General features: G+C 35.9%; 14 protein-coding genes. 5 read left to right on the forward strand and 9 right to left on the reverse strand.

All coding sequences use genetic code 11. The features are described 5' to 3' along the window. Nucleotides 1–31: 31 nt before the first annotated feature. Together ACPF63_RS09135 and ACPF63_RS09140 are read right to left on the reverse strand one after the other, a co-directional pair. A complete protein-coding gene (locus ACPF63_RS09135) occupies nt 32–640 on the reverse strand; it encodes a hypothetical protein (protein ID WP_426482770.1) in 609 nt (202 codons plus the stop codon). A 573-nt stretch (nt 641–1,213) separates the two neighbouring features. Beyond that, nucleotides 1,214–2,005 (reverse strand): helix-turn-helix domain-containing protein, encoded by a 792-nt coding sequence (locus tag ACPF63_RS09140; protein WP_426482771.1) that lies wholly within the window; start codon nt 2,003–2,005, stop codon nt 1,214–1,216. Nucleotides 2,006–2,076: 71 nt separating this feature from the next. On the opposite strand from ACPF63_RS09140, the gene ACPF63_RS09145 reads away from it, so the two are divergent. After that, nucleotides 2,077–3,282, forward strand: a complete 1,206-nt coding sequence (locus tag ACPF63_RS09145) for a CynX/NimT family MFS transporter (protein WP_426482772.1) — start codon at nt 2,077–2,079, stop codon at nt 3,280–3,282. A 12-nt stretch (nt 3,283–3,294) separates the two neighbouring features. On the opposite strand, the gene ACPF63_RS09150 is transcribed toward ACPF63_RS09145, so the two are convergent. Together ACPF63_RS09150 and ACPF63_RS09155 are read right to left on the reverse strand one after the other, a co-directional pair. Then, nucleotides 3,295–4,002: a DUF421 domain-containing protein gene (locus ACPF63_RS09150; RefSeq protein ID WP_180563755.1), complete on the reverse strand. Its 708-nt coding sequence runs from the start codon at nt 4,000–4,002 to the stop codon at nt 3,295–3,297. Nucleotides 4,003–4,058: 56 nt separating this feature from the next. Beyond that, nucleotides 4,059–4,829 carry an MBL fold metallo-hydrolase gene (locus ACPF63_RS09155; protein WP_426482773.1) on the reverse strand — a complete coding sequence of 257 codons (771 nt, stop codon included), beginning with the start codon at nt 4,827–4,829 and terminating at the stop codon, nt 4,059–4,061. A gap of 92 nt (nt 4,830–4,921) precedes the next feature. Here ACPF63_RS09155 and ACPF63_RS09160 point away from each other — a divergent pair, with 92 nt between their 5' ends. From ACPF63_RS09160 to ACPF63_RS09170, 3 genes are all read left to right on the forward strand, one after another. Further along, entirely contained in the window at nt 4,922–5,236 is a 315-nt protein-coding gene (locus ACPF63_RS09160; protein ID WP_077417377.1) for a winged helix-turn-helix transcriptional regulator, read from the forward strand. A 123-nt stretch (nt 5,237–5,359) separates the two neighbouring features. Then, nucleotides 5,360–6,811 carry a T9SS type A sorting domain-containing protein gene (locus ACPF63_RS09165; protein ID WP_426482774.1) on the forward strand — a complete coding sequence of 484 codons (1,452 nt, stop codon included), beginning with the start codon at nt 5,360–5,362 and terminating at the stop codon, nt 6,809–6,811. 39 nt (nt 6,812–6,850) lie between these two features. After that, entirely contained in the window at nt 6,851–7,402 is a 552-nt protein-coding gene (locus ACPF63_RS09170) for a hypothetical protein (RefSeq protein ID WP_426482775.1), read from the forward strand. Nucleotides 7,403–7,522: 120 nt separating this feature from the next. Here ACPF63_RS09170 and bioA read toward each other — a convergent pair whose 3' ends face one another. The 5 genes from bioA to ACPF63_RS09195 form a co-directional block, all read right to left on the reverse strand. Continuing rightward, nucleotides 7,523–8,815 (reverse strand): adenosylmethionine--8-amino-7-oxononanoate transaminase, encoded by a 1,293-nt coding sequence (bioA, locus tag ACPF63_RS09175; protein ID WP_426482776.1) that lies wholly within the window; start codon nt 8,813–8,815, stop codon nt 7,523–7,525. Nucleotides 8,816–9,122: 307 nt separating this feature from the next. Continuing rightward, nucleotides 9,123–10,106: a biotin synthase BioB gene (bioB, locus tag ACPF63_RS09180; protein WP_077417385.1), complete on the reverse strand. Its 984-nt coding sequence runs from the start codon at nt 10,104–10,106 to the stop codon at nt 9,123–9,125. Next, nucleotides 10,106–10,720, reverse strand: a complete 615-nt coding sequence (bioD, locus tag ACPF63_RS09185; protein ID WP_426482777.1) for a dethiobiotin synthase — start codon at nt 10,718–10,720, stop codon at nt 10,106–10,108. Before bioD ends, bioB begins: the two co-directional genes overlap by 1 nt. Before the next feature lie 77 nt (nt 10,721–10,797). Beyond that, entirely contained in the window at nt 10,798–11,907 is a 1,110-nt protein-coding gene (locus ACPF63_RS09190; RefSeq protein WP_426482778.1) for an aminotransferase class I/II-fold pyridoxal phosphate-dependent enzyme, read from the reverse strand. Beyond that, a complete protein-coding gene (locus ACPF63_RS09195; protein ID WP_426482779.1) occupies nt 11,900–12,523 on the reverse strand; it encodes a hypothetical protein in 624 nt (207 codons plus the stop codon). The genes ACPF63_RS09190 and ACPF63_RS09195 overlap by 8 nt, the downstream gene beginning before the upstream one ends. 66 nt (nt 12,524–12,589) lie before the next feature. Between ACPF63_RS09195 and ACPF63_RS09200 the strand changes: the two genes are divergently transcribed. Next, on the forward strand, nt 12,590–14,080 hold the full coding sequence (locus tag ACPF63_RS09200; RefSeq protein WP_426482780.1) for a PLP-dependent aminotransferase family protein: 1,491 nt from the start codon (nt 12,590–12,592) through the stop codon (nt 14,078–14,080). Nucleotides 14,081–14,276 lie beyond the last annotated feature (196 nt).

A 14,276-nucleotide genomic window follows, 5' to 3' on the forward strand; every position in this document is an offset into this window, starting at 1 on the left:
TTTGATCTAGATCAAAAAAGGTTGAAAAAGGTTATTCAAAATCCAATAAACTGTCGGTAAGCTGTTTCCATTGTATTTTAGCAGTTCCCATCATTCCTCCTGCGGCGGTGACAAGATTCCTGATGACATCAAGTAATTTAGCATTCAGATTAGGTCTTTCATTACGTCCGTATACTGCGGCTTTTACATGAGCAGGACTTTTTGATATCATAAAGGTAGAGGTTGCTCCGGAGCTGTAAAAATGAGCAATATGGCGGTTTTTTTTATCTTCAGGGTTTCTGGATGGTCTGCAGGTCATTGTTATACTTTCGGCAAAACTGTTCTGATAAAAACAGATATCTGTAATTTCCACCCAATCATATCCTTTGGCTTCAGGTTCTCCCGGTCCCGGAATATCAATCCTTATAAAATCTCCTTTCTGTGGTTCACGATCCACAGGATGACCATTGAAATTGTAAAGCTTAAATGCTGCAAATGCCTCCCCGCAATAACTTTGCCACTTATTGACTGAGAAAAATCTCTCTTTTAATGTTTCAAATTTTAACGACATGGAATCCTGATCAAATATTTTTCTGGTTTCTGTATCATGGAAACCTCCGAATTTTTGTTTTGGGACTCCTTTAAATTTTTTTGGCTTCATGCAATATGTTTTTTGGAGAAAATACAGCAAAAATTCTATAAGTTTTTATGAGTAGAGTCACAAAAAAGTTAAACAATTGTTTGAGTATTGTTTTAAAGTAGCTTTATTTTTATAATAATTCACTTCTCACAACTATTCTGTTCATGCTAAAAAATGGCATACAATTCATCAGGGCGCGAATTATATTTAACAGGATATGTTTTTATATAAAGAATTTCGGAATCCTAAAGAAAACCAAAATCATTTAGAGAATAATTATTTTTACTTAAAATAAATAATTATTAAAAAAAATAAGCTTATGATGTTTTGCATAACATGATTTTTACTTATATTTGTGGATCGAAATAATTTTTTTTCATCATTTGTGTTTTTTTAAGGTCTTCATTCGTGGAGACCTTTTTATTTTCAATAGTATCATAATTGAATATTGACTGTTGAAGTGGAAAATGATGTAAAATGTGAATTATACTCTTTTTCAAACAAGTCAATTGCTTTTATACAAAGTAATGTTCAAAGTTTTAAGATCTCAATAAGTCTCTTTTTTGCTATATTTCGACCGCTTCTGCAGGTGCTCTAAACGTCTATTGAATTGTTTTTAATAAAATCTGTAGGTCTGAACTGCATTACAGACAGAAAACTTCTGGTATAGGCCTGTACACTCTTGTACCCTACTTCATAAGCTGTTTCTGAAATAGTAAGTTGCCCAGCACTCAGAAATTCCAGACTTTTAATGATACGAAGCATCTGCTGGTATTTACTTAAAGTGAGTCCGGTTTCTTTTTTGAAAATACGTTCCAATGTACGAAAAGACAAAAGTGCTTTATCGCTGAGATCTTCCATCTTAATTTCATCCCGATAGTGATGATGAAGATGCTCAATAACTTTTGTAAGGCGTTGATCTTTTGGAAGACTGATATGAAGCGTTAAGGAATGTTCAACAAATCGCGGAAGTTCGTTGAACAATGCTTTGAGAAATAGATTTTCATCATCATCAGAAATCATTTGCTTAGACCATTTTTCCGCATATTTTATCATTTCTTTTAAAACTGGTGGAACAGAAAATACATTAACCTCATGATAAAAAGGATTTTTTGTACTGATATCAGCAAACATGATCATCAGTTTTATCTTTTCGGAGTGTGAATTTGTTTTATGAACTGCATTTGGAGGAATCCATACAGCATGATTTTGTGGGAGAAGATAGATTTTTTCTTCAATAGTGATGTATTGGAATCCACTTTCCACATATACCAGCTGACCTTTCTGATGATGGTGAAGGACATCATCATGAACCCAGTTTTCTTCAAACCATACAAAATAAGGTTTCTTCAGATCATCTATTTTTATGCTGTCGTTGGCATTCATGTCGTTTTAGGTTAAAACTTTGGCAAAATTAAACAAAATTACTATATTAATTTTGCAGAAAAGTTTTTATTATGATGAAGAATGAAGTAAAAAGGAATGCTTCGTATGTTTTGTTAATCATTAACGTTCTGGTAGTTATATTAATTTCCAGTAACCTCCGTTCACCAATTGTGGCGGTTGCTCCTGTATTGGGCGAAGTAAGAGATGCATTGAAACTTGATAATTTTCAGGTAAGTCTGCTTACCTCTATTCCACTGTTTATGTTTGCAGTCTGCTCTGTATTGGTTAGTAGATTTTCTAATAAGTTCGGAATCAGTAAACTTCTGATGTATTCTCTGATTATTTTAAGTTTTGGTTTATTTTTAAGAATCAGCGGATCTCTTTGGTTGTTATTTTTAGGATCTATATTTATTGGCTTAGGGATATGCATTGGAAATGTGGTCACTCCGGGATACGTTAAAAATAATTTTCCGAAGCAGATTGGTCTTATGACTGGAATTTTTGCTGTATCCATGAATCTTACGGCGGCCCTGGCTTCTGGTTTTAGTGTGAAGATCGGGGAACTGACGGGGTTTGGATGGAAAGGTTCTTTAGGAATCTGGCTGGTTATTGCGGCATTGGGTTTTCTTGTTTTAGTATTGGAATTTATCTTTAATAAAAGAAATCCAAATCTTCCTAAAACGATACTCAGTACTTCTGATTTTAATATGTTCAAATCTGCTCAGGCATGGAACATCAGTATTTTTATGGGTCTGCAGTCTTTATTTTATTATTGTCTGGTAGCCTGGCTGCCTTCATTTCTTGCAGATTTTCATATGCAGGGAGAAAGCTCCGGCTGGGTTTTCTTTGTGATTCAGATTACGATGATTCCTGTGACGTTCTGCTGCCCGATTATTGCCAGTAAGATGAAAGATCAGAGACTGATGATTCTTTTTATATGCACCCTGATGTTTGGAAGTACGATGATGTTTGTGTTCCTTAAATCTCAGTGGATTTATGTGAATGCTGTGATCATAGGGATTTCTAATGGCTTGTCTTTCAGTTTATCTATCCTGTTTTTTTCAACGAGAACGAAAAGCAGTATCAATGCTGTTAAAATTTCCGGAATGGCTCAGTCTGTCGGATATCTGATTGCTGCATTTGGGCCTCCATTATTTGGAAAACTGCATGATTGGGATGTTTCCTGGAACAGCTCATTTTATTTATTAAGTTTTGCGGTAATATTGATGTTGTATTTTGGAATGAAGGCTGCGAGAAATAAGTATGTTGAGGATTAGGATGGTCAAAGGTCAGGTGACACGTCTTTTATTGCTGGATGCTACCCATTCTTCTTTTTGGCATTTTGGGCAGCGTCCGGCATTGCCCGCTTTTTTATGTTCTGTATACCCACAAAATATACAAGAGTAATGTTTGTCCTCATGAATATATTGTAACGGATTAAGTAATGAGCCTGGCATAATAGGAAGCCCATATCTTACAGATTCATCTTCTAAAAAGAATACACTGATCTCTCCTGATATTTCTTCTATAGCCATTTCAATCTGTCCAAGTTGCGAAATTCCTTTTAGTCTCAACTCTGCAAAGAATTCGTCACTCCCAAGGTTTTCTTTTTGAAAGTTTTTAATTGAAAATTCGCCATTTTCTACCAGGCAGATGGATTTTCCTTCCACCAGATTTTCAAAACGTTTACTTTTTCCGATAAAATGGGTCACAATAGAATACAGAAGAATAATAACAATAAAAACAATAAGGGATGAAATAATTCCGACATCCTTATTAAACATAGGATCTCCTGCTGCCGATCCCAGGCCAATAATGACTACCAATTCAAAGATTGAGAGCTGTTTTACCCCTCTTTTTCCTAAAATTCTAAGTCCTATGATAATAGCAAGGAACATAATCATGGTACGAAGAATGATCTCTAAAAGAAAAGACCATTCTTCGTGTCCCAATAATAATTCTTTCCAATCAAGATGTAAGAGAAAAGCTGACAGCATACCAATTATTTATCAGGAAATATTCAAAAAATAAGCCATAACTCCTGTTATTTATTTCATATCTGTTTCAGGCTTACCTCTTCTCCGTCTTTCAATATGAAACATTGGTTTTCGAGTCCTTTTTCCGTTATTTTTCCCTGAATAAATTTTCTGTCTTCTCTGCAATGGCTTACCGCTTCCAGATGAGTTACCCAAACTGTAGATTCGGGAGCGTGTTCACAGACTTTTATAATATCTTCACTGGTCATAATAATAGGATCTCCTACTGAAAAAGTGGCGGCTCCACCTGCAACAATGATATGTTGTGGTTCATGTTTATCAATTTCCTGAGCAATTTCATCATACCAGATGGTGTCTCCTGCGATATAAACGGATTTATTTTCTGTTTTAAAAACAAAACCATTTACAATTCCCATTTTCTCTCCGATTTCTCCCGTTCCATGTTGTCCTTTGGTACTAGTTATCTCAATATTTCTCCATTGTATGCTGTCACTAACAGAGGTAATATTTGTAAAACCCTGTTCTGCAATTTGTTCCGAAATGAGATCTGAACAGATGATCGGAATATTTTTATCAAGAAGTTCGATAGCAGTAGTGTCCCAATGATCAGGATGAAGATGGGTAACAGCCACAGCATCTACTTTTTCAAATTTTTGATTTAATTCTTCCTTGCCAAAAGGCAGATCTACCAGAGGATTCAGTAATTCGTTGTCTACCATTGGGAATTTACCAAGAGAACCTTTTTCCCCAAGCATTGGATCTACGAGGATGGAAATTCCATCAATATTCAATAGCAATGTTGCATTGCGCCATAATTGTAATTTCATTTTGACTAAGTTTGTACAGCAAAGCTATTGCCCGATCGGGGTAAAACAATCGAAGGTTACCAAAAGGTTAACCATAAATATTCAACTGACATATGAATTTTGAAGAATTTAAAAACTGTGGATTGAGACGAAGCCTGAATATTCTTTCAGGGAAATGGAAACCACTGATTCTGCATAACCTTTTTGAAGAAGATAAAGTACGTTTTGTAGAACTTTGGCGAAGTATGCCCCGGGTTTCCAAGAAAGTACTTGCAGAGCAATTGAAGCAGCTTGAAGACGACCTTATTATTGAACGGATTGAAGTCTATAATTTTCCGCCTGAAGTATATTACAAGTTAACTGAAAAAGGTCAAAAGCTTGGTCCTATTCTTTCTGAGCTTCATTCATGGGGAAATGGACTGGAGTAAAGCAAAAAGCTGAGTATCTTTTTACTTTTCTAAAATTTTATCATACATTTGAAAACACAATCTAAAAATTATACTTACACAGGTTACATTATAACCTCAAAATTTTATTAAAAAAACCAAACAATGAAAAAACAATTATTATTTGTGCTTACTCTCGTGGCACAAGCTTCTTTTGCACAAATTATTTCCAAAGATCCTGCGTTTGCTTCGAACGGGATTTATACCCTTCCAGCAGGAAGCTCATATTTAGGAACGGGAAGCTCTTATGCAGGAGAATTGACTGCAGCGACAAATTCAGTATTCTATAAATCCTATAATACCGGCACCAACCAATTAATTATTTCTAAAGCGACAAATTACAGTGGCTCTTTAGATTTGACTTTTGGCACGAATGGCAACATTGCATTGAATTACAATGATGGTTCTCTTGCTGGATTTATAAGACATGCCGATGATAAATTAACTTTACTGCTCAAACGATATGGTTCTACAAACAATATGTGTTATTTGGATGTAATTCGATTACTTCCGAATGGGCAGTTAGACCCTTCATTTGGAAATGGAGGAATAAAGGTATTAGCCAATTTATCAGTTTCTTTTGAATTAACTAATCTTATACAGCAGGGAAATAAAATTCTTGTTTCAGGAATAAGTATGGATTCTTTTGGACAAACTGACGGGAAAACTCATACATTGAGATTAAATTCGGATGGTACATCAGACAATAGCTTTGGGAATAACGGAGAAATACTGACTTATCAACAGAATCCTTTTCAGAGTCCTTATCTTCCTCGGATCATTTTAGATAACCAGCTTAATCTTCTTTTTTTTGGAAATGGTACAATAAAAAAATACACTGTTGACGGGCAGCCTATGACTGGTTTTGGTAACAATGGAGAAGTTTTGTTTAGTGGTGACCCCAGCATTGTAAAAGTAGATTCTGCCAATAAAATTGTATATGCAAAGAATGATTTAATGTGGCAGACACCACCTGCTTTAGGAAGGCTTAATGCCGATGGTACACCAGATACCACATTTAATTATAATGGTATTGTTGGACTTGAATTCCGTGATATCTATGAAAAAAATGGTTCTTATTATATTGCGGGCTTTGCTGACCTTAATAATAGTGGCTACACTTATTATTATATCTCTAAGCTAAATCAAAATGGAACTGTTGATCCTGTATTTGGAGAATATATAGAAAATGATCCTAATTTAGTCTATCATAATATTAATGCAATAAAGGTTTTTGATAATAATATCATTGTGAGCACCGATGGAGAAACATTAAATATTGTAAAATATCTTATAAACGGTACTGCTACATTAGCAACAAAAGGAACGGTAAAAAACAATCCTGAAATTACTTTTGAAAGCCCAGTACAACATTATTTAGCTTATCAATCAAAAGAAAAAATTGATAAAATAGAGATCTATTCTGTTGGTGGAAAATTATTAAAAACTGTAATAGAAAATAATGCTGATGTTTCTGACCTTTCTGAAGGAGTGTATTTTGTAAAAACTATTTTTGAAAATGGAAGATTTTCCACAAAAAAGCTAATTAAGAAGTAGAAAAAATATATATTTAAAAAACTAATAATAATTCTATCAATGAAAAGAATCATCATTATGATTTCCTGTGTATCAGGTGTATGGGCAGCTGCTCAAATTGCACCACCTCCTGTTCAAAGATCTACAACAACATCTCGCGGACTTACCATCAATTCTAGAAAAGGGACATTAATTGAGAAGAAAATCATTAATGTAGGTAAGTTTAAAAACCTGAATATTCAAAAAATTGAAACAAAAGACGCTTCGGATAACTCATCAGAAACTTTTCTGGGGATAATGTATGAATATGAAACTTTTGACGAAATATCGAAAAAGACCCTTACGATTGATAAAAATGAATTGGGGAAGCTTATCCAGGCTCTTCGTACTGTGGAACAGAAAGAAAATGAAAAATCAAATCAGGAAACCAAATATAAGTTTATCACCATGAGTAATATTGAATTTGGGAGTGTTTATCGTGAGAAACTTTCATCCTGGGTCAACTATATAAAAATTCCGTCAAGCCATTATAATCAGAATTTGCTTGAATTCAGTAAAGAAGAATTGAAAGAGCTGATTGGTATTTTAAGGAAAGCTGAGCAAGAGCTCTAAGACAATCAGGCAATTATTGCGAAAATAAAACGCTGAATATAAAACCCTAAAAACCTTATAGATTTCCAAAATCTATAAGGTTTAAAAAAATTAAAAAAAATTATTACCTGAAGAGATCGTTTAATCTCTAAACTGATCCAGAACTTCCATAATATTCTGATATACAAAATCCAATTCTTCGGAAGTAATACAATATGGCGGAACCAGATAGATTACATTCCCCAGCGGCCTCATAATAATCCCTCTTTTTAAGAATTCATTGTAAAGCTTCTTCCCTATTTCATTGAAATAAGAAGTACCATTCCCGGTTTTAAAATCGAAAGCTAAAATAGTTCCGATCTGACGAACCTTTTCTACATGAGGATGAAAAGCAAGTGCTTTTGCAAACTCTGAATGTTGATGAGTGATGCGGTTGATATTCATTTGAGTTTCGTTTGTAAGTAATAGTTCCATGCTGGCAAGAGCCGCTGTACAGGCTAAAGGATTGGCTGTAAACGAATGCCCGTGAAATAAGGTTTTATGACGATCATCTGAAAGAAAGGCATTGTAAATTTCATCAGAACAAGTCGTGATTCCCATGGGCATAGTTCCTCCGGTAAGTCCTTTTGAAAAACACATAATATCCGGTTTTTCTGTAAGATAATCTGCTGCGAAAAGCTTACCCGTTCTTCCAAATCCTGTAAAAACTTCATCCTGGATCATAAGAATCCCCTCTTCCCTGCAGAATTTCATTAGCTGGCCAAGGTCTTCAGCTTTATACATCAACATTCCTGCAGCACCCTGAACTAATGGCTCATAGATAAAGCAAGCCACTTCATCAGCCAGATCTTTAATCTGCTTTTGCAGGCTTTCCAGGTTTTCTGCATTAGGCGTATCAATAAAAACAACTTCAAACAGCATGCTTTCGAAAGGTCTTGTCCAGAAACTTTTTTCACTTACAGACATGGCTCCGAAAGTATCCCCGTGATAAGCATTTTTAAAAGCTAAAATCTTCGTCTTCTTTTTCTCTTTATTGTATGCATATTGAATACACATTTTTAAAGCAACTTCTACTGCTGTAGAGCCATTATCCGAGTAAAAGACCTTTTCCTGGCCAGCCGGAAGAAGTTTGAGTAAATTTTCAGAAAGCTTTACAGCGGGTTCATGGGTAAATCCTGCAAAAATAACCTGTTCCAGTGTATTTAACTGTTCAAAAACGCGTTGTGCAATATAAGGGTGAGAATGGCCGTGCAAAGTCACCCACCAAGATGAAACGACATCCAGATATTTTTTTCCTTCGTTATCATACAGGTAAATTCCTTTTCCTTTTACAATAGGAATAATATCGTCAGCTGTTTTCATCTGCGTATACGGATGCCAGTTGACCGCTTTATCTCTTTGCTGCAGGCTGATTTCTTTTGTTATTGTATTCATATATTGATGTAAAGAGTAAAAATGAGTGACGTAGTACTTTAATTTTAACGCTATGATCGCTAAGTTTTTTAATTTAATGCTGTTTTTAAGTTCGCAAAGGCGCTTCACTAAGCAATAATAAACATTCTACCTTGCTGAATAGAATGCCTTTGCGAGCGAAATGTTTTCACAATTAATAAATCTTTCTTTGCGAACCTTAGCGCTAAAAACTAATGTTCATATCAATGAAATCAGATATCAATGCTGCAATAAAAATCAGAATACTAACAATCCAGCTCATCACTCATAATTTATCATTCGTAATTTTTTAGCAGCAAGTTTCTTTTTTCATCATAGGTTTCAATCCTAATGTCTGAAGCATCTGCATATCTTCAGAAACTCCCGGATTAGGCGTTACCAATAATGTTTCTCTTTCTCCTGTGAAAATGGAATTAGCTCCTGCCATAAAGCACCAAGCCTGTTCTGTCTCAGACATTTCTATACGGCCGGCACTTAATCTTACCATAGAAGACGGCATTACGATTCTTGCGGTAGCAATCATTCTTACCATTTCCCAGGTATCTACTTTTTCATTATCCTCTAAAGGTGTTCCTGCTACTCTTGCTAATGCATTGATAGGAACAGATTCCGGATGTTTTGGCATTGTTGCTAATGTCAGAAGCATTGAAATTCTGTCTCTGTGGGTTTCACCCAGTCCGATAATTCCTCCGGAGCACACGGTGATTCCTGCATTTCTTACATTGTTGATGGTATTGATCCTGTTGTCAAATGTTCTGGTAGAAATGATCTCTTCATAATATTGCTCAGAGGTGTCAAGGTTGTGATTGTACGCATATAATCCAGCTTCCTGTAGTCTGATAGCCTGTTCTTCAGTAAGCATTCCCAGTGTACAGCAAACTTCAAGACCTAGATCATTTACGCCTTTTACCATGTCAATCACCCTGTCAAAGTCACGGTTGTTACGAACTTCACGCCATGCTGCAGCCATACAGAATCTTGAAGATCCGGAATCTTTTGCTTTCTGAGCATGGGCAATTACAGTTTCAGTTGGCAGCAAAGCCTGTACTTTGATATTCGTGTGATAACGGGCTGCCTGTCCGCAGTATGAACAGTCTTCAGGACATCCGCCGGTTTTGATGGATAATAAAGTGGAGATCTGTACTTCAGAAGGATCATGCCATTCGCGGTGTACGGTGGCTGCCTTATAGATCAGCTCCATCAGAGGAAGATGATAAATTTCCTCAATCTCTTCTTTAGTCCAGGTGTTTCTCAATGTTGTTTTTGTATCCATTATCCTATTTTTGTTATTGTTAATTGCTTTGCAGCATGTTTTATAGATTCCTTATCAGTAGTGTTGATTTCGGGAATCTTTATAATTTTTGTTTCTTTTTCAATAAAACTGCAGATTACTCTTTCTGTATCTTCCGGGAAATCTCCGTTAAGAATTAAATATTCCAATGGGATCTCTCTCTGTTGTAATGCTATGATTGATAATAAGCTGTGATTGATACATCCGAGATAATTTCTGACTACCAATGCAGCCGGAAGGTTTAATTCTTCTATCAGATCGATCATGAATGTAGAGTCAGATAAGGGCACCATAAGGCCCCCTGCTCCTTCTACAATCAATGGGTTTCCGGTTTTTGGGAGTTGAAAATCATTCAGATTTATGGTAATATTTTCTTCTCTTGCGGACTGATGTGGTGATGCAGCCAGCTGTAAGCGGAAAGTTTCCGGATGACAGAAGTTCGTGTCTGTCCATGCTTCAATTTTATCACTGTCCGTATACTGCAGATCCCCGGACTGTATGGGTTTCCAGTATTCTGTTTTAAAATGCTGAACCAAAACAGCCGAGCAGACTGTTTTTCCGATTTCGGTTCCTATTCCTGTTATAAATAATTTCATGTGTTTCGAGATTCGGGATTCGTGTTCCGGGGTTTGGAAGTTTTTTGAGAAAATTGCTTTATTTCTCCTCTTTTCTTTTAAATAAATTCTTTAATAATTCCTGTCAGTTTTATAATTTCCTTTTCTGTATTAAAGCTGTGAAGACATATCCGCAATCGTTCACTTCCTTCTTTTACTGTGGGGCTATATATCGCATAGGCTAAGAATCCTTCCTCAGATAAAGTATCCTGTAATTGTTTCAGTTTTTGATTATCAGGAATTACAATAGCCTGAACCGGGCTTGTTTCCATTGATGGAGACTCTAGATTTTGGCTTCGGAAAATTTTAATATTGTCCTGAAGTTTTATCGCCAGGTCATGATTTTGATCTAAAAATTCATATCCTGTTTTTATACTCATCCACTGAAAATCCTGTGCGGATGTGCTATAAATGAACGGACTCGCAAAATTAATCAGATAAGATTTTACTGTTTCATTGCAGAGGATTGCTGCTCCATGGGCTCCGAGTGCTTTTCCATAGGTCACCACAACTGCTGAAACCTGATGTTGTAACTGATATTTTTCAATCAATCCATATCCGAAAACTCCAAATGCATGGGCTTCATCCACAATCAAATAGGCATTATACTGATCAGCAAGCTCAGCAATTTCCTGAATAGGAGCAAAATCTCCCTCCATAGAGTAAAGACTTTCTATGGCAATATAGCATTGGTTTTCCTGTCTTTTTAAAATGTTTTCAATATCCTCAAGATCATTATGCCTGAACTTTAATTTTTTAGCATTCGACAGTTTGCAGGCATCATGTACCGACCGATGAATCTGTTCGTCTACAATAATTATATCATGACGGCTGGGAAGCGTAGAAAACAAGGCCAGATTGGCATTATATCCAGACGGAAAAAGTAATGCAGATTCAAACTGATGCATCTGAGCAATATAATTTTCTACAGAAACCGCAATATCATTGTTTCCACTAATGAGTCTCGAACCTGTACTTCCTGAAAGCAATTGAGGATTATCTGTAATCTTTTGCAGTAGTAAATGCTGAAGTTCTTTACTTTTTGCAAATCCCAGATAGTCATTGGAGTAGAAATCAATTCCATCAGATTGAAGTCGCAAACGTCTTAATGTTCCTTCCTCTTTTCTTTTGTTAAGAGATTCCTGAAAGCGATTGCTATTACTAAGCATAATTCAACTGAGCTACTTCTTCTGTAACAGCATTAATCCATTCTTCGTGCAGGTCTTTTTCTATTGTTAAAACATGGTCTGCATGCTTTTTCCAGTCTGATGAAAATTCATTAAGCTGGTTGATCATTTCTTCAAGATGGCCTTCTTCCTCAAGAATAATAGATTTTACCATAATTCTGGAAGAAGCTTCGGTAAGAACCTGCTGGTAGACAGGATAAAGTTCATCAGCACGTACCTCAATAGCATAGGTTACAAAAAGGTATGCGGCATATTTAATATCTGTTTTATTAAGATTAAAAGCTTTCTGAAGATAGCGGCAGGCTTTAATATCCAATGAGTGAAGATATTGGCTTGTTGCTATGGGAGCCAGAAGTTCTGTACTTTCGTAGGTTTTACATAATTCAGGATCTATTTTCCCGATCTGTTTTTTTAGATAATAAGCATGGCGGTGCTCTTCAGCAGCATGTTTCAGCTGGATCTGAGAAACCAGAGTTGGATGTTCACATTTTGATATTTTTCTTGCACCGGCATTTTCCATGAAAGAAAGTGTATTCAGCCATTTGGCGTGGGTACTTCCTTCCTGTACAATTTTTTTTAACAGATGATGAAATTCCATAGATTTTTATTTTGATGTCAAAAGTAGTATATTGCCGGATGGTTGTATGGTGCCAGTTTTGATATTATGGATAGTCCGGTTAAGATTCCTTACGAAAGTTTTATAAAGATTGATAGAAAATCAGAGACTTCTATCTATTTGCAGATTGCGAATCAATTGATCAATGCCATTCAGAGAGGATTCCTTCCTTTTGGAACAAAGCTTCCCGGAACAAGAACGTTCAGTGAAATGCTGGAAATCCATAGAAATACAGCTGTTGCTGTGTATGATGAATTGTCGGCTCAGGGCTGGACAGAGAGTTTTCCGAATAAAGGAACATTTGTCATTGGAAAGGATCAGGAAAAACCTGTAAAAGTGAACGATTTTGAGGAAAATAACCTTCAAAACTATCCAATATCGACCGGTTTTTCATTCAAAACATCCAATATTCTTGATAATCCTTTTGAACATTCGGACTGTGAATATATCTTCAATGATGGGGTGCCGGATATCCGTTTGACACAGATCGGGCAGCATTCCCGGTTTTATAGCTCTATTTTGAAGCGTAAATCTAATCAGAAGGCTTTAGGACATTATAATCATGATGGAAGTGAATTTTTTAAAGAACATTTATCACAATATCTGAATCTCTCCCGTGGACTTCCTATTTCCAAGAACAATCTGCTCATTACCAGAAGTACTGAAATGAGTATTTATATTGTTTCCGAAATTCTTCTTTCGGCTGGCGATATTGTATTAGTAGGAGCTTTAAGTTATTTTTCCGTCAATATGATTTTTATGAAAGCGGGTGTTGATATTGTTTCTATTCCCATTGATGAAGAAGGGATCATCGTAGAAAGCGTGCGCGAAGCCTGCAAAAAGCAGAAAATACGGATGCTTTACCTGACACCTCATCACCACTATCCTACTACGGTTGCTTTGAGCGCCCAGAGAAGATTTGAATTATTGGAACTAGCGAATGAATACGGATTTATTATTCTGGAAGACGATTATGATTATGAGTTTCATTATGACAAGAGTCCCATTCTTCCTTTAGCCAGTGCTGATACAAACGGAATGGTAATCTATATCGGTTCTTTCGGAAAATCACTGGCTCCTGGATTCAGGACAGGATTTATCGTGGCTCCGGAAAATCTGATGACAGAAATGCGTAAATATCTGGGAATTATTGACCGTCAGGGTGATATTCTAATGGAAAGAGCTCTTGGAGAAATGATTGCAGAAGGGGAAATCAACCGCTATCTGAAAAAATCTTTAAAAGTTTATCAGGAAAGGCGTGATTATTTTTCTGCGCTTCTGGAAGAAAACCTGGGTGATTTTATTACGTTTCAAAAGCCTTCCGGTGGTCTTGCCATTTGGCTGGAATGGAATATTCCACTGAATCTGATGCAATTGAGCCGAAACTGTGCAAAAGACAATCTTTTCATTCCTAAAACACTGTTGTATCAGAATAAAGGTCTTACCGCCATGCGACTGGGGTTTGGTGATCTTAATTTTGAAGAGATGAACAAAGGGATTGAGGTTTTTTCAAAAAATGTGAAGGGATTGATAAGCTGATTATTTTATTAGTTGGAAAACGCGAAGGCGCAAATAAGGGCCAAAACAATGTGTTTTAAGGCGCGAGGATTTTATCTTCGATAAAATTGATACTGGATAATATGAAGTTCTAACCTTTTAAATTGATTATTTTTGATCACAAAGTCACAAAAGTTCTTAACCGATTAAGTTTTTTAAAGCTAAATTTCATACATAA

Origin of the sequence: Chryseobacterium sp. R2ACT005 (assembly GCF_049949215.1) — a bacterium.
In the GTDB taxonomy this organism is placed as follows: domain Bacteria; phylum Bacteroidota; class Bacteroidia; order Flavobacteriales; family Weeksellaceae; genus Chryseobacterium.